At 60.5% G+C, this 16,332-nt stretch carries 13 protein-coding genes; 5 read left to right on the top strand and 8 right to left on the bottom strand.

Going from position 1 to position 16,332, the window contains the following annotated elements; translation table 11 throughout:
• The first annotated feature begins 75 nt into the window (after nt 1–75).
• Nucleotides 76–666 carry an NUDIX domain-containing protein gene (locus FNU79_RS10475; RefSeq protein WP_143720800.1) on the top strand — a complete coding sequence of 197 codons (591 nt, stop codon included), beginning with the start codon at nt 76–78 and terminating at the stop codon, nt 664–666.
• A 7-nt stretch (nt 667–673) separates the two neighbouring features.
• A complete protein-coding gene (locus FNU79_RS10470) occupies nt 674–1,588 on the top strand; it encodes a bifunctional riboflavin kinase/FAD synthetase (protein ID WP_143720799.1) in 915 nt (304 codons plus the stop codon).
• Nucleotides 1,589–1,636: 48 nt separating this feature from the next.
• Here FNU79_RS10470 and hpf read toward each other — a convergent pair whose 3' ends face one another.
• Nucleotides 1,637–2,191, bottom strand: a complete 555-nt coding sequence (gene hpf, locus FNU79_RS10465; protein WP_124867130.1) for a ribosome hibernation-promoting factor, HPF/YfiA family — start codon at nt 2,189–2,191, stop codon at nt 1,637–1,639.
• A gap of 173 nt (nt 2,192–2,364) precedes the next feature.
• Between hpf and FNU79_RS10460 the strand changes: the two genes are divergently transcribed.
• Nucleotides 2,365–2,958 carry an MOSC domain-containing protein gene (locus tag FNU79_RS10460; RefSeq protein WP_143720798.1) on the top strand — a complete coding sequence of 198 codons (594 nt, stop codon included), beginning with the start codon at nt 2,365–2,367 and terminating at the stop codon, nt 2,956–2,958.
• Nucleotides 2,959–3,035: 77 nt separating this feature from the next.
• On the opposite strand, the gene FNU79_RS10455 is transcribed toward FNU79_RS10460, so the two are convergent.
• The 5 genes from FNU79_RS10455 to FNU79_RS10435 all read right to left on the bottom strand — a co-directional run bounded on the left by FNU79_RS10455 (nt 3,036) and on the right by FNU79_RS10435 (nt 10,154).
• Nucleotides 3,036–4,166, bottom strand: coding sequence for a bifunctional 3-deoxy-7-phosphoheptulonate synthase/chorismate mutase (locus FNU79_RS10455; RefSeq protein WP_143720797.1), 1,131 nt, complete (start codon nt 4,164–4,166; stop codon nt 3,036–3,038).
• Between the two features lie 102 nt (nt 4,167–4,268).
• A complete protein-coding gene (gene tatC / locus FNU79_RS10450) occupies nt 4,269–5,042 on the bottom strand; it encodes a twin-arginine translocase subunit TatC (protein WP_143720796.1) in 774 nt (257 codons plus the stop codon).
• Between the two features lie 14 nt (nt 5,043–5,056).
• A complete protein-coding gene (tatA, locus tag FNU79_RS10445) occupies nt 5,057–5,224 on the bottom strand; it encodes a twin-arginine translocase TatA/TatE family subunit (RefSeq protein ID WP_404825786.1) in 168 nt (55 codons plus the stop codon).
• A 209-nt stretch (nt 5,225–5,433) separates the two neighbouring features.
• The gene (gene glmU / locus FNU79_RS10440) at nt 5,434–6,909 is read right to left on the bottom strand and encodes a bifunctional UDP-N-acetylglucosamine diphosphorylase/glucosamine-1-phosphate N-acetyltransferase GlmU (protein WP_143720794.1); all 1,476 of its coding nucleotides are present in this window, start codon (nt 6,907–6,909) and stop codon (nt 5,434–5,436) included.
• A 113-nt stretch (nt 6,910–7,022) separates the two neighbouring features.
• Nucleotides 7,023–10,154: a DEAD/DEAH box helicase gene (locus FNU79_RS10435; RefSeq protein ID WP_143720793.1), complete on the bottom strand. Its 3,132-nt coding sequence runs from the start codon at nt 10,152–10,154 to the stop codon at nt 7,023–7,025.
• Nucleotides 10,155–10,368: 214 nt separating this feature from the next.
• On the opposite strand from FNU79_RS10435, the gene FNU79_RS10430 reads away from it, so the two are divergent.
• Entirely contained in the window at nt 10,369–10,569 is a 201-nt protein-coding gene (locus FNU79_RS10430) for a YwbE family protein (protein ID WP_143720792.1), read from the top strand.
• Between the two features lie 6 nt (nt 10,570–10,575).
• On the opposite strand, the gene FNU79_RS10425 is transcribed toward FNU79_RS10430, so the two are convergent.
• Nucleotides 10,576–11,733 (bottom strand): sensor histidine kinase, encoded by a 1,158-nt coding sequence (locus tag FNU79_RS10425; protein ID WP_143720791.1) that lies wholly within the window; start codon nt 11,731–11,733, stop codon nt 10,576–10,578.
• Between the two features lie 99 nt (nt 11,734–11,832).
• Nucleotides 11,833–13,881, bottom strand: a complete 2,049-nt coding sequence (locus tag FNU79_RS10420; protein ID WP_143720790.1) for a M3 family metallopeptidase — start codon at nt 13,879–13,881, stop codon at nt 11,833–11,835.
• A 155-nt stretch (nt 13,882–14,036) separates the two neighbouring features.
• Here FNU79_RS10420 and FNU79_RS10415 point away from each other — a divergent pair, with 155 nt between their 5' ends.
• Nucleotides 14,037–16,286, top strand: coding sequence for an ATP-binding cassette domain-containing protein (locus FNU79_RS10415; protein ID WP_143720789.1), 2,250 nt, complete (start codon nt 14,037–14,039; stop codon nt 16,284–16,286).
• The last annotated feature ends 46 nt before the right edge of the window (nt 16,287–16,332 follow it).

Here is a 16,332-nt window from a genome sequence, read left to right as displayed (position 1 = left end):
ACTTTAAGCGGGCCACAGCAACGTCAAGCGCTGTGGCCCGCTTTATTGCTCTCCCCCGCCTGCTAAACTCGACTCATGTCAGATCAGAGCGCCACCAAGAGCATTTACAGCGGGCGAGTCGTCAGCCTTGAAGTGCAGGATGGCAAATGGGAGATCGTGCGGCACGCTCCGGCAGTCTCCATTTTGCTGCAAAACGAGTCGGGTGAGCTGCTGTGCGTCAAGCAGTTTCGCCACGCCGTCAACGCCTACACCATCGAAGTTCCAGCAGGCCTGATCGACGCGGGCGAAACCCCCGAAGCCGCCGCCCGCCGCGAGCTGCAAGAGGAAGCCGGACTTGACGCCGACATGACCTTGCTGACCCAGTTTTACTCCAGCCCCGGCTTTAGCGACGAAGAACTGTTTGTCTTCAAGGCCACCAATGCCCGCGAGTCGCGCTTAGAGATGGACGAAGACGAGGAGATCGAAGTGGTGTGGCTCAGGCCTGAAACGATCTTGAGCGGCCTGCGCGACGGCTCCATCAAGGGCAGCGCGGCCACTGTCACCGCTGCGCTGCTGGCCCTGACAGGTGCGCCGCCCGCCAGCGGAATGGGCGCACAGGTGGATCAGCAAGGCGGCGATCAACAGGGAAGAGGACAGGAAGGCAAAAGGCAGGAAGGGCGGCACTGACTTGAGCGTGACCAACCTCAAAACCTACCTCTCGCCCAGCCAGCGCCCCGATACCGAGACGGTGGTGGCCATCGGTTCGTTTGACGGCCTGCACCTCGGCCACCAAGCGCTCTTGGCCCGCCTCAAGGAACGCGCCCGCCATTACCACGTGCCGAGCGTGGTCTACACCTTCGATCCGCCCACCCGCGTCTTTACGCAGGGGGTAGAGTTTTTGTCCACCTTGCCGGAGAAGCTGGAACTGCTCTCGCGCTACGGTATTGACGAAGTCATCGCCGTGCCGTTTACAGCCGAGTTTGCCTCCCGGCCCAAGACCGATTTTCTGGATGATCTGCGGAGCCTGCGCCCGCGCTCCATCGTGGTGGGTGAGGACTTCTATTTTGGCAAGGGCAGGGAGGGAAGCACCGAGGACCTGCGCCAGGTCAGCCGAGACGTGATCGCGCTGCCGATGCACAGCCTGGGCGGTGAGGACATCAAAAGCACCCGCATCCGCGAATTTCTGCGCTCCGGCAACGTGGAGGGCGCTCAGCGCTTTCTGGGCCGCCGCTACAGCGCTCAGGGCGTGGTGGTGCAGGGCGATCAGTTGGGGCGCACCATCGGCTTTCCGACGGCCAATGTGCAGGTCGCCGGGGGCAAGGCGCTGCCCAGGGGCGTCTTTGCCGTGCGGGTGCAGGTCGAATCTGGCGGAACCAGCCAAACGTACAGCGGCATGGCCAATATCGGTAGCCGCCCCACCGTCAGCGGCCTCACGCTACGCTTCGAAGTCAACTTGCTCGACTTTGAGGGCGATTTGTACGGCAAAGAACTGCAAGTCAAGTTCTTTCACTTTATCCGCGCGGAGCAGAAGTTCGGCGGCCTGGACGAACTGAGAGCGCAATTGAAACGGGATCAAGACGCAACACGGGAGCTGCTCAAAGACAGTTAGGCCACCTTGTTTAAGATGCCCCAACTCTTTGAGCGCTTACCGCTCAGGTCAGCTCGGCTCAATCAGTCCGTAGTGGCCGTCTTTGCGGCGATACACCACTCCGCAGGAATCGGTGGTCATGTTCAAAAAGACGTAAAAGTCGTGGCCGAGCGCTTCCATTTGGGTCACGGCGTCCTCGGCAGACATCGGGCGCATATCGAAGCGCTTTTGCCGCACGATCTCGGGGTTAAATTCGCTGACATCGTCACCGCTGCTGTCAGCCTGCGCAGGCGCTGCAGCGTCGAGCGTCGCGTCGTTGCGGTGGCGCATAATTTTGGTTTTGAACTTGCGCAGCTGCCGCTCCAACACGTCACCGGCCTTGTCGATGGCGGCGTACATGTCGGCGTTGTGTTCCTCGGCGCGAATGATGCCGTTGGGCACGTTGAGCTGAACCTCGACCCTATTGCGGCGTGAAGCGTCGCGCACGTCTCTGACGGTAAGAGTCACGCGGGCGTCGGTAATCTGACCGTTAAATCGGTCGAGCCGCGTCAGTTTGCTCTCCACATAGTCGCGCAGGGCGTCGGTCACGTCAACATTGCGTCCGCTCAGCTTGTAGATATGCACAAAGTCACCTCTTTACCGGCCAGAAGCAGAAGTAACAACTTGGGTTGTGGGCGCTCTGCCGGTGAACCTATGATAGGCCCAAAGTCATGAGAGCGTCAGGTGAAATGTCACGCCAGAGCCTCAGCCAAAGTGGGCACTGCTGACGGGCGAAATATGACACAATGAGCAGGTTAATGAACAGCCGTCACAGTGAAGGCCACAACAGAGATGCTCCTGTTGGTCAGGTCGGGGCCGTCAGCCGGAGCGGCGCACATGAGTTCAGCAAACCGCCGCAGCCGAGTGTCCGCTTGCTGGCGGGCCTAGGCGTGGAGGGGGATGCCCACAGCGGCGTGACGGTTCAGCACCGCTCACGCGTGGCTGCCGACCCGTCGCAGCCCAATTTGCGCCAGGTTCATCTGCTTCACGCCGAACTCTTTGAAGAGCTGGCCGCGCAGGGATTTGAGGTCAGTGCCGGACAACTCGGCGAAAATGTAACGACATTGGGGCTGGATCTACTGGCGCTGCCGGCCGGTACGCGCCTGCATCTCGGCGGCGAAGCGGTGGTGGAAATCACCGGGCTGCGAAACCCCTGCGCTCAGATTGAACGGTTCGGCGCTGCTCAGCGCTCCGGCTTGCTGGCCGCCGTGCTGGGCAGAGATGACAGTGGCCACCTGATTCGCAAAGCAGGCATCATGGGCGTGGTGCTGAGTGGCGGCGAAGTAAAAGCAGGCGACGACATTGAAGTGGAGTGGCCGCCGCCGCCGTGGACGAAGCTGGACTGGGTCTGATCTGCGACTCTCCCGCAGTGGGCCGCTAAAACAGCCAAGAGAGAGAAGCGCCCTCTCCTCTCTCCCCCATTCTCTACTTAGCCCTTGACGCTCAAAACACCCATCAGCGGCTTGATGGCGGCGTCAAAGGCTTCGTAGCCCGCGAAGTCGAGTTGCTGCTCGTTATCGGAGAGGGCAGTGGCGGGACTGGGGTGGACCTCGACGTGTAGGCCGTCTGCGCCTACCGCCAGAGCAGCTTTGGCCAGCGGAATCAGTAGGTCGCGCCGCCCCGCCGCGTGGGTCACGTCCACGAAGACCGGCAGGTGGGTTTCTTGCTTGGCCAGCGCCACCGCCGAGAGATCGAGGGTATTGCGCGTCCATTTCTCGAAGGTGCGAATGCCGCGCTCACACAAAATGACTTGCTTGTTGCCCTCAGCCAGAATGTACTCAGCGGCGTAGAGCCACTCCTCGATGGTGGCGGCAAACCCGCGCTTAAGCAGCACCGGCATTCCGCTGCGGCCCACTTCACGCAGTAGAGCAAAGTTGTGCATGTTCCGCGAGCCGATTTGCAAGATGTCGGCGTATTCTGCAACCACTTCTACGTCACGGGTATCCATCACCTCGGTGACAAACAGCATTCCCTGCTCGCGGGCCGCGCCAGCGCCCAGAATCAGGCCGTCGACGCCCATGCCCTGAAAGCCGTAGGGACTGGTGCGCGGCTTATAAGCACCGCCGCGCAAAATCTTGACGCCTTTGGCCGCCAAGAAAGCGGCGGTGCTTTCCATCTGCTCCTCGCCCTCAATGCTGCACGGCCCGGCGATGATAATAGGCGGCCCGTTTCCGCCGATTCGCACGCCCTTGATGTCCAGAACGGTATCGGCGCTTTGCTGCTTGCGGCTGACCAGCAACTGCTTTTTGTCGTTGGCTTCTTCCAAGTCGAGGCTGGCCCGGAAGATCTCTTTGAAAATGGACTTGAGCGCCGCTGCCGTGAAGGGGCCGGGGTTGACTTCCTCGATATATTTGAGCTGCCGCTCTTCGCGGGCCGGGTCGTAGTGGTGCGGGCGGCCTTCCAAAGTCTTGATATGGCCGATCTCGGCAGCGAGTTGGGCGCGGCGCGAAATCAGGCGAATCAAATCGTCATTGATGCTGTCGATCTGAGCACGTAGATCTTCAATACTCGGCAGATTTTGGCTGCTGGCATCCGGCACCGGTAAATCGTTGTGGTTCATCTGTCTAGTCTAAAAAGTGCGCCCCACCAAGATGCGGGGCGCACTAGTCAATTGACAAGTTTTTCTAGATAAGTTTACGGCGAGGGTACGAGATAACCGCTCTCAAGTGGGATTGCCCGACTCCAAAGCCTCGTTTGGACGAACCCGGAAGACCCGCGAGAGCAGCACGCCAATCTCGTAAAGCAAATACAGTGGCGCGGCGGCGATACTCATATTGATCGGGTCGGGCGTCGGGGTGATGATGGCGGCCAGAATCAGGCAGGCCATGAATGCGTACTTCCACATTTTCCGGAGCATGACATGGTTGACGATGCCGATGCGGGTCAGGATGACGGCCAGAATCGGGATTTCAAAGCAGAGCCCGAACGAGATCAGCAGCGTGATGATCTGGCCCATGTACTGACCAATCGAGAAGATCGCGCCGACGGTACCGCCCAAGAAATCCACCAGAAACTTAACCATCGGCGGCAAGATCATGTAATAGCAAAACGCTCCGCCCGCCAGAAAGCTCAGGCCCGCACCGACAATAAAGGGGCCAGCATATTTGCGCTCACTCGGATACAGGCCCGGTGCGATAAACAGCCAGATTTGATGAAGAATGAACGGCAAAGATATGGCCAGTCCTGCCCACAAGGCGATGGTAAAGCTGAAAATGAGCTGCTCAGTCAGGCCGGTGGCGACGAGTTGGAGCTTGTCCGCTTTGTAGAGATTGGTGTAGGTCAGCGGTTCTTTGAGCAGCAAGATGATCTGCGGCACCTTCGTCCAAGCGATGCCCGCTCCGACCACCAAAAACAGCAAGCTGTAGATGATGCGGCGGCGCAACTCTTCGAGGTGATCAAAAATCGGAGCGCTGGCACCGGCATTGAGTTTGGTCATGGCCCGCGCCTTGTTTAGACGTCGCTGTCGCGGCGCGGGGTCACTACGGTGGTGTCCGTGGTGGTGTCTTTGCTGGTGGACTTGAATTCCTTGATGCCCTGGCCGAGGCCCTTGGCAATCTCAGGAATCTTCTTAGCTCCAAAAAGCAAAACGACGACCACTACAATTAAAATGACTTCCATTGGGCCCATAAAACTCCTTTAAACGCTTAGCGCGTGATTCAGTGAGAAGGTCAGGTGGAGCAAAGTTGAACTCGGCAGGGGGCTTAGAGGTGCTTCTCTAGGTTATACGCGCCTGGGGGCAGGTCAGATGTAACGCCCTGAGCGTAGTGCCCGAACATAAAGGAGCCTTGAAGGTTCACGGCCCCTTTCTAAGCCACCTGAGCGCCTTTCTAATCTTGCCGCGAGAGCCAGGCCGAGAGCCAGGGCAATTTCTGGGCCACCTGACGCTCCATCCTTTTCCAGTAGCGCAGGCTCCAGCCTCCGATGTTGCGCTGGGTGCCGCGCCCCACCGCCATCGCTCCTTCCGGCACGTCGGCGTTGACGGTGCTGCCGCCCGCCACAAACGCCGCGTCTCCCAGAGTCACGGGAGCGATCAGGGTGGCGTTACTGCCGATAAAGACCCCCGCGCCGATCTGGGTACGGTGCTTGTTTACGCCGTCGAAGTTGGCAGTGATGGTTCCGGCTCCGATGTTGCTCTCGGCTCCAATGCTGGCGTCGCCCAAATAAGCCAAGTGGCCCGCTTTGACGCCCGCCGCGAGGTGACTGTTTTTGACTTCCACAAAGTTGCCGATATGCACGCCCGTATCGAGCACCGCACCGGCACGCAGACGGGCAAACGGCCCCACGTCGCTGCCTTCACCAACCCGCGCTCCCTCAAGGACGCTGTGAGGCCTGATCTGGACGCGGGCAGAGAGTTGGGTATCCGTCAGGCTGCTGTACGCGCCAACTACCGCTCCCGTGCCGATGTCAGTTTGGCCGCGTAGCACCACGCCGGGTTCGAGAATGACATCGGGGGCGATGGTGACGGCGTCTTCGATGTAAGCGGTGGCCGGGTCGCGCAGGGTCACACCCGCCCGCATGTGGCGCTCGTTGATGCGCCGCTGCATCAAGCGGGCGAGTTCAGCGAGCTGCACGCGGTCATTGGCTCCCATCACTTCGCTGGGGTCGGGAATGCAGTAGGCAGCCACCCTCGCACCCTGCTGGTGGTAGAGGGCCAGCAAATCGGTCAGGTAGTACTCCTGCGCGGCGTTGTCGTTGCCGATCTGAGCGGCGAGTTCGGGAGCGCGGGCGTCCATCAAGTAGACCCCGGAGTTGAACTCGGTGAGACGCAGTTCCTCGGGCGTGGCAGCTTTTTGCTCCACGATGCGCTCCACGTCACCGCTCTCGCCGCGCACGATGCGCCCGTAACCGGTGGCGTCGGCCAGGCGGCTGGTCAACACGGTCAAAGCGTTTTGCTCCTCTAGATGAACACGGCGCAGGGCGTTCAACGTCTTCACGCTCAGCATCGGGCTGTCGCCGTAGAGCACCAGCACGTCGGCGTCGCCGCGCAGTTTGGCCGCGCCCAGCAGGAAGGCATGTCCGGTGCCGAGCTGCTCACCCTGCCGAGCAAAGCGCACCTCCGGCCCAGCGAGGGCAGCTTCCACCTGATCTGCACCGTGACCCGTGACCACCACGATGTCGCGTGCCCCCACGTCGCGGGCAGCTTTGACGGCCCAAGCGACCATCGGGCGGCCACACACTTCATGCAGCATTTTGGGCAGGGCCGAGCGCATTCGGGTTCCGGCTCCGGCGGCCAGCACCACCACGTCAAGCGGGCGCTGGGCAGCATCGGGAGCAATCAAATCTTTAGATTGGGTTAGGGTCATGGATTGTCAAGCAGTCTACCCGCTCGGCGTGGCCTACGGGTCAGGGCCGCTTGGAAGGCTGCATCTGGCAGGTGTCAATTAATCAGCGCAGCGGTACAGTGTGTCGACTCCACTCACCCGAAATACCCCAGCACGTCAATGAGCGTTCTGGCGTAATCATCCACCCTGATGCCGCGTTTCTGAATCTTGAGCGACGGCGGGAAGGTGGTCACTTCGGTTTTGTATGGGAACTTCTTGAGGCCGCCCGCATCGTAATCCAGCGCCTTGTAGGCGAAGGTAATTTGCAGATCAGTCATGGTTTCTCCGATGCTCAACACCCGCCTTGCCAGCGAGGTCAGCCGCAGCTTGGCGAGGTCGATGAAATTCTGGACTTCGGGGCTGGGCGGGCCAAATTTCTTGCGGAGATCGCGCTCGACACGGCTGATGGCCTGCAAGGTGCGGGCTTCCGAAAGCCGCCCATAAGTGCTGATGCGGGCTTCCTCGTCGTTGCCGAAATATCCGGCGTCGAGGCGGGCGCTGATCGGCAAGTCAACGCTGACCGTCGGTGCAGCCTTGAGCGGCTCACCCTTGAGCTTGGCGACCGCTTCGGCCAGCATCTCGGTGTATACGTCGATGCTGACGGCCTGCACGTGCCCGTGCTGCTCCTCGCCCAGAATGTTGCCGACGCCGCGAATTTCCATATCTTTTTCGGCCAGCAGGTGCCCGCTGCCCAGGTCTTGAAGGTCGGCAATGGCCCACAGCCGCCGCGAGGCGTTCTCGGTCATGCGAGGTGGGAAGAACAGGTAGGCGTAAGCGTCGGTGCTGCGCCGCCCGACCCGCCCGCGCAACTGGTAAAGCTGCGCCAGACCCAAGCGGTCGGCCCGCTCAATCAGAATGGTGTTGGCTTCTGGAATGTCCAGGCCCGTTTCTACGATGGTGGTGGACACCAACACATCGAACGCGCCCTCTTCAAAGCCGAGCATGATTTCTTCGAGTTCCTCTTCGTTCATGCGCCCGTGCGCCACGCCGATGCGAGCTTCCGGCACCAGATTACGCAGATACAGGCTGCGTGCGCCGATGCTGGCGATGCGGTCATGAATGTAGAAGACTTTGCCGCCGCGCTCAATCTCAGAGACGATGGCGTCGCGCACCGTCACCGGATCGAAAGGGGCGAGGATGGTTTGAATGGGTTTGCGGCCCTTTGGCGGCGTTTGAATGCTGGACATATCGCGCAATCCCACCATGCTCATATACAGCGTGCGCGGAATCGGGGTGGCCGACAGTGCCAGCGTGTCAATCGCCTTCACGCCTTCCGGAATCTCGATTTTGCCTTCTTTGCTGATTTCGGGGAGACCACGCATGGCCCGCAGTTTTTCTTTCTGCGACACACCGAAACGGTGTTCCTCGTCCACAATAATCAGGCCCAAGTTCTTGAATACGATGTCGCTGGACAGCAGGCGGTGGGTGCCGATAATGAGGTCCACCTTGCCCTGCGCCAGATCGCCCAGAATCGCTTTGGCCTGCTTGTCGCCGGTAAAGCGCGACAGCCCTTCCACCCGCACCGGCAAGTCCTTGAAGCGCTCCACGAAGACCGAGGTGTGCTGCTCGGCCAGCAACGTGGTGGGCACCAGCACCGCCACCTGCATCCCCGCTCCGATGACGCGGTGAGCGGCCCGCAGCGCCACTTCGGTTTTGCCGAAGCCCACGTCGCCGGAGATCAGGCGGTCAGCCGGGTTGGGGGCTTCCAGGTCTTTGAGTGTTTCTTTGAGAGCCGTCTTCTGGTCTGCCGTCAGCTCGAATTCAAAGTTCTTTTCAATCTGGCTTTCCCACTCGGGGTTGGGCGCGAAGCTGTTGCCGGGGGTGACCTGACGGGCGGCGTACTGCACCAGCAGCTTACTGGCGACCTCCTCGGCGTTCTTGCGGGCGCGTTCTTTGGCCTTAGCCCAGGCGCTTTTATCTAGGCTGCTCAGCGCGGGCGGGTCGTCGGTGGTGCCGGGGTGGCGGCGCAGGGTGGGCAGCAGTTCAATCGGCACGGCCAGCGACGCTTCATTTTTGTAACTGATGTTGAGGTAATCGCGGGTGACGCCCAGCACCGTACGGGTTTGCAGGCCCTGAAACTGGCCGATGCCGTGTTCGGGGTGAATCAGGTAATCGCCCACCGCCAGGCCCAGCGCGTCGGTGACGGGTTTGCCGCTGAGTTTCTTGCCCCTTAGAGCACTGCCGCCCTGAAAACCGTAGATCAAATCCTCGGTTAGGACGACCATGCGGGCCTGCTCCAAGACAAAGCCGCCCTCGCCGCTGGAGCGCAGAAACCCGAGTTCGCCCGCTTCCAGACGGGGCAGGTTCAGCCATTTGGGTTCCTTGTTGCCCAGCAGTTTTTCGGCCAGATAGGTGGCGGTTCGGTCATGGCGCACCAGCAGCAGCACCCGGTAGCCCGCCGCCCGCCATTCGTCCACGTCACGGGCCAGTTCACCGAGACGGGCGCGGTAATACGGCAGCGTCACCAGATCGAGCGTGAAGTCTTCCAGAATCAGCGGAGCGCGGCCAAAGCTGCTGACTTCGCGGGTCAGGAGGTGCGCCCACAGCACGTCGGTCATCGGGCCAAGTGTGGAAGCGTAAAACTCCGGCGCGTCCAGAAAGATTCGTCCGGCGAGGAGTTCTAAGCGGGTGGCGTCCCACTTGACCTCGCTGAGGTATTCGGTGGTGGGGGCCAGCGTGAACTGCGGCATCTTTTCGCCGGGAAAGCCGTCTTGGCTCAGCTCGCGCAAAGTGTCTAATTCGTCGCCAAAAAACTCAGCTCTAAGGGCGGCGATCTGGTCTTCTTGCGGATTAGCCGTCAAATACAGATCCAGCGTGTCGCCGCGCAGAATGAAGCCAATCTCGTCCAGGCGGCCATCGATCAGACGCTCGTAGCCGAGTTTTTCCAGACGCGAGAGCAGTTCCTCACGCGGGTACTGGCGGCCCACTTTGAAGGTCAGGGCGTGGTCCTCGGGCCTGGACGGAAACAGGTCCATCGCCGTCTGGATGTCCAGCACCACATGTTCTTTTCTGTCGTCCCACTCGCGCAGACCTGGATTGACGCTGATGGGTGCGCCGAGCTTGCCCGCGCCTTCGTAAAGCGGCAGGCGGTCGGGGGTGGTCAGCAGCACGGCGGGACCAGCGTGGGCGGCAAACAGCGCGGCGCGGGCCACCTGCGGCAGCAAGATCAGATTGCCCACCGGCACCGTCGGCAGCAGCTTGGAGAGCGAGGGCACGGCGAGAGTCATCAGAGCAGTTTAGCGTCTGGGTGCGGGGTGAAAGTGGCAAGTCTTAAAAAGGTTACCTTGGGACTCGGGGGCAAGACACCGACACCGAAACCCGCCTCAAGCACGTCGCCAAGCTGTGGCAGTGCTCATCCCCAGCAAAGCGGCAAAGCGCGGCAAGCGGATGCGGGTCATTACGTTGAGGGGCTGAAATTCAAAAACCAGCTATACTAACCCCATGACTCCGCCCCGCTCCCTCATCCGCCCCGGCCTGACCGTGGACGTGATTCAAAAGCACCACCAGGCCAGCGGGCAGCTCACTCGCGGGGTGGTGGCGGCGCTACTGACCAACTCGGCCAGCCACCCGCACGGCATCAAGGTTCGCCTGACTTCGGGAGTGGTCGGCAGGGTGCAAGCGCTCGTGCCAGCGCAGAGCTAGCGGCGGTTACGACACCAGTTCTGCGAAATCGTCGTCGTCTTCCTCGTCGCGGGCCAGCGGCAAAATGAAGGTGAAGGTCGATCCCTTGCCCCGCACCGATTCCACCCAGATGCGCCCGCCGTGCCCTTCAATCGCCAGCTTGCAAAACGCGAGGCCCATGCCGGTGTCAAAGCGGCCATGTAGGGTCAGGCGCGACTGCTCGAAGGCGGCGAACAAGTTAGGAATGTCATCGGCGGGAATGCCCTCACCGTTGTCGCGGATGGTGAACTGCACGTCTTCGGCGACCTTGAGAATCCGCACTTCAATTTTGCCGTCTTTGGTGGTGTGCTTCATGGCATTGCTCAGCAAATTGGCAAAAATGCGGCGCAAAATCCCCGGATCGGCCCGCGCTGGCGACAAGTTGGGCGCAACGTCAATGGTCAGGCGGCGCTCGCGCAGGCCCGCGCCCACGTCGCCCCGCGCCAAGTCGATCACTTCGGTGTACATCGGCGAAAACATCAGCTCGAAGTCGAGGTTCATCTTGCCCGCCTGAATCTTGCGGACATCGAGCATATTGACCGACAGGTGCAAGAGGTGCTGGGTTTCTTCCCGCGACAAATGCACCAGTTCTTTCATGTCCTGGGGCAGCCGCTCATCTTCTTCCACGATTTCGAGCAGGCCCATCACCGCCGCGATAGGGTTTTTGAGATCGTGAACCAGCATGTGAACGAGTTGGTCGCGCACCCGCTCCTCATGCTCCCAGGCGTCGAGCTTCTTGAGCAGGCCCAGGTTGCGCTCAGCCAGTTCGCGTTGCTGGCGCACCCGGCCCAGCAACGTGCTGATCAAAAAGGCCAGCGCTTCCGGCGCGGTGCTGTCGCTCATCAGGGCGTCGGCCCCGGCGCTGAGCAGTGCGCCCAGGCCCTGACTCCCCACCGCCAGAAAGCGGGTGTTGGCGAGGTCTTCGCGGCTCTTCAAGATGCCCAGCACCTCGCTCAGCGCGACGCTGGAGGGCAAGTCGGTATACAGCACCAGCACGTCCGGCGGGCGCAGGCGTGTTTCGCGCAGCAGCGTGTCGGCGTCTGGCGAATGATAGACGTCGGCTTGAGGCAGGTGGCCAAAAAGCGCCGCTGCCCGCGAGGAAGTGGAAGCCGCGACCAGCACGGCAGGCTTTACGACATTCGCCATTGCTGCTCATCATAGCGTCAGAAGTGAAGGCGGGAGTGTCACAAAAACTGAACACCCCCATTCTTCCCACCCGGTCAGTTCTGGCTCAGACTTATTGGCTCACTGTTTGCTCAGTCCACTGCGCCGCAGCAGCGCTTCAGGGTCGGGGTCGCGCCCCATAAAGTCGCGGTAAAGCTGAGCGGGCTCCACGCTGCCGCCGCGTGAAAGCAGCTTATCCACGTATTCGCGCCCGGTTTGCCGGTTGAAGACGCCTTCGTTTTCGAAGCGGGAAAAGGCGTCGGCGTCGAGCACTTCGGCCCACTTGTAGCTGTAATAGCCGCCCGCATAGCCCACCGGACTGGAGAACAGGTGACCGAACTGGGTTATGAAGTTGCTTTCCGGCAGCGGCAAAAAGGTGTAGCGGTTCATCAAGGTGCGGGCAAAGTCCAGCGGATCGCCCTGCGCTTCGTCGTACTCGACGTGCAGCGCCAGATCAACCGTGGCAAAGCTGTACTGCCGCATCGCCATCCCCCCGGCGCGGAAATTGCGGGCGGCCAGCATCTTTTGGTAGAGCGCGTCCGGCAAGCCTTCGCCAGTTTGGTAATGCTTGGCGATCAGCTCAAGGCCTTCCGGCGTCCAGACCCAGTTTTCCATGATCTGCGAGGGCAATTCCACGAAATCCCAGGCCACTTTGGTGCCGCTCAGCGACTGCACCGGCACGCGGGCAAGGGCGTGGTGGAGCAGGTGGCCGAACTCGTGAAAGACCGTTTCCACCTCGCCCAGACTCAGCAGTGAAGGCGTATCACCGCTCGGCGGGTTGAGGTTGCCGCACATCAGGCCCAAATGCGGAGCGAAACCGTCTTCGCGGGGGCCGCCGGTATACAGGGCGTTCATCCACGCGCCGCCACGTTTGCTGTCACGGGGGAACCAATCGGTGTAAAAGCTGGCGATGTGCTCTCCGGCTTCATTGAAGATGTCGTAGTACTTGACTTCTTCATGCCAGCCCGCCGCCTGCGCTTCCTTGACCGTGATGCCGAAGACCCGCCGGGTAATCTCGAACATGCCCGAGAGCACCTGCTCCATCGGAAAGTAGGGGCGCAGCACTTCGGCGTCGAAGTCGTAGCGCTCCTGACGCAATTTCTCGGCCCAGTAAGAAGCGTCCCAGGCCGCCATTTCCGGTGCGTCCTCGCCAGCTTTTTGACGGTAATAAGCCAGCAGCTCGCGGTTTTCCTCGTCAAAAAAGGGGCGGGTGCGCCCTTCTAAATCGTGCTCAAATTGGATGGCCGCCTGAGCGCTGCCGGACATCCGATCAGCGGTCACTAGGTCGGCAAAGTTCTCAAAGCCCAGCAACGCGGCCCGTTCACGGCGCAGGCGCAAAATCTGCGGCAACAGTTCGCGGTTATCGCGCCCTTCACCGACGCCCACTAGGTTATTGGCCCGCATCAGTTCTTCGCGCAGGCTGCGGTCATCGGCGTAAGTGATGACGGGGCCGTACACCGGCGTGTGGAGGGTCAGGCGGTGCATTCCGGCCTTCCCGTGCGCTTCGGCGTCTGCGGCAGTGGCGTCTTTGAGGCGCTGCGGCACGCCCGCCATGCGCTCTGGGCCGACGTACAACTCGTAGGCTTTGATGCCGTCCATTACATTTTTGCCGTACTGGTTGGTGATTTCAGCCAAGCTGACATTGATTTCGGTCAGGCGCTGCTTGCCCGCGTCGCCCAAGTCGGCTCCGTTGCGGCGAAAGGCGTCCACCTCTAAAGTCAAAAAGCGCGTCCATTCGGAGCTGAGCTGCTGAGCGTCCGCACCCTGCTGATAAGCCTTCATGGCCGCCCACAACCCCGGATGCAGACCCAACTCGGTGAAAAAGGCGCTGACTTTGGGCAAGATCGCTTCGTTGGCCGCCCGCCACTCGTCGCTGGAAATGACGCCGTTGAGGTGGCCGACCACCGTTTGCACCGCCGCGAGTTGCTGGCCCAAGGTGTCGAGTTCCTGTAAAAAGCCCGCGAACTGGCGCTTGGGGGCCTGAGCGGCCCGCTCCAAATCCTCGCGGCACTTGGCGATCAAGATGTCTACCGCCGGTTCAGCGTGTTCGGGCTTAATTCGGTCAAAGGGAATTTCAAAACCGAGGTTGAGCAGAGGATTGTCTGTCTTGATAGGGCTGGATTGAGTCATGCAGCGAGTATAAACAGCGTCAACTAAGAGACAAAACAAACCGGAATATCCACCTTGAGGGTTTCTTCAGAAGGAAAGACATGAAGAGAAATTAAAGCTCACCCTAAACAATTTTCATCTTCTTTTCAGGGAATCTGAAGTCTAGGAGGCCAACCATGACCATCCAACCCACTCGCGACTTCATCGAAATTTACGGCGCACGTGAAAACAACCTCAAAGACATTTCGCTGCGCATTCCCAAAAATAAAATCACGGTGTTTATCGGCGTATCGGGTTCCGGCAAGTCGTCGCTGGTGTTCGACACGGTTGCCGCCGAGGCGCAGCGCCAGCTCAACGAAACGTTTACCGCTTTCGTGCAGGGCTTTTTGCCGCACTACGGCCAGGCCGACGTCGACCGAATCGAGCACCTCAACGCCCCGATTATCATTGACCAGAAGCGGGTCGGCGGCGGCTCGCGATCCACAGCCGGCACCTACACCGACATCGCCGCGCCGCTGAGACTCCTTTTTTCGCGCTTCGGGCAGCCCTCCGCCGGGCCAGCTTTCGCTTTTTCTTTCAACACGCCGCAGGGTATGTGCCCCGAATGCGAGGGCATCGGCAAAATCACCCAGCTTGACTTGGAGAGGTTTCTAGACCGCTCTTTGTCGCTGAACGGCGGCGCGATTTTGCATCCCGATTTCAAGGTCGGGAGCCACTGGACTTGGAAGACTTACGCGCAGTCCGGATTTTTTGACAATGACAAACCGGTTGACGAGTACAGCCCCGAAGAATTGAAGCTTTTGCTGTACGGCGCGGACAATCACAAAGTCGCCTTCACCGATTTCAACTTGAAATATGAGGGCCTGATCGAGCGCTTTGCCCGCATGTACCTCAAAAAAGACGCGGCAGCCATGTCGGCCCGCAGCAAAGCGGTGTTCGAGGCATTTACCACCTCGCAGACGTGTCCAGTGTGTCACGGCGCACGGCTGAACGAAGCAGCGCTGGCTTGCCGAATAGACGGGCGCAACATCGCCGAGTTGTCGGATTTGGAAATTGGCGAACTCATTCAGTTTTTGAAGACCTTGAGTGACCCAGCGGCGGCGCGGGTGGCGGGTAAACTGGTCGAACGCTTGCAACACCTCTGCGACATCGGACTGGGGTATTTGAGCCTGAGCCGCGAGACATCCACGCTGTCGGGCGGCGAGTCGCAACGCCTCAAGATGATCCGGCACCTCGGCAACAGCCTGACCGAGATGCTGTATATCCTCGACGAACCCAGCGTAGGCCTGCACGCAAGAGACGTGGCCCGCCTCAACGGCCTGCTGCAAAAATTGCGCGACAAAGGCAACACCGTGCTGGTGGTAGAGCACGACCCCGACGTGATCGCGGTGGCCGACCATATCGTCGACATCGGGCCGGGAGCAGGCACACACGGCGGGCAGGTGGTGTTCGAGGGCAGTTACGCCGACCTTCAGCACGCCGACACGCTGACCGGACAATTTTTGAGCCAGCACTTGCCAGTCAAAGAGAAGGTGCGCCAACCCACAGGCAACCTGAGTATCAAAGACGCCAACCTGCACAACCTCAAAAACGTGACGGTGAACATTCCGACGGGCGTGCTGAGCGTCATCACGGGCGTGGCCGGTTCGGGCAAGAGTTCGCTGATCAACGAGGTATTTTTGACGCAGCACTTGGGCGCGGTGGTGATCGATCAGTCGCGCGTAACCGCCAACAGCCGCTCGGCTCCGGCGACGTACACCGGCATCATGGACGACATCCGCAAAGCGTTTGCCGCCGCCAACAAAGTCAGCCCGTCGCTGTTCAGCTTCAACAGTGAGGGCAGTTGCCCCGAATGCAGCGGCTTGGGCGTGATTTACACCGATCTGGCTTTTATGGAAGGCATGACCTCGGTGTGTGAAGTCTGCGAGGGCAAGCGCTTTAAGGAGGAGGTACTGACCTACCACCTGCGCGGAAAGTCGATTGCTGACGTGCTGGAGATGACCGCCGAGGAAGCGCTGGCCTTTTTTACCGAAAAGAAGGTGCGCTCGGTCATTCAGGCCATGAACGATGTGGGCCTGAGTTATTTGAAACTGGGGCAGCCGCTCAGCACCGTATCGGGCGGCGAGGGCCAGCGCCTCAAGCTGGCGGGCGAACTGCACAAAAAAGGCAGTGTCTACGTGATGGACGAACCCACCACCGGCCTGCATTTATCGGACATCGGAATGCTGATGCGCTTGATTGACCGCTTGGTGGACAGCGGCAACACGGTGATTCTGATCGAGCATCATTTGGACGTGATTCGGCAGGCCGATTGGATCATCGACCTCGGCCCCGAAGGCGGCAGCGCGGGCGGCGAGGTGCTGTATGAAGGGCCGCCGAGCGGCTTGAAGGCCTGTGAGCGGAGCTTGACGGGGCAGTTCATTTGAGGGGCAGCTTAGGTCTGCTGCGCCAAATGGCAGATGCCGCCGCCAT

This window comes from Deinococcus detaillensis, assembly GCF_007280555.1.
Taxonomy (GTDB): Bacteria; Deinococcota; Deinococci; order Deinococcales; family Deinococcaceae; genus Deinococcus; species Deinococcus detaillensis.
The sequence above is the reverse complement of the archived record's forward strand: the minus strand, read 5'-3'. Positions and strand labels throughout refer to the sequence as shown.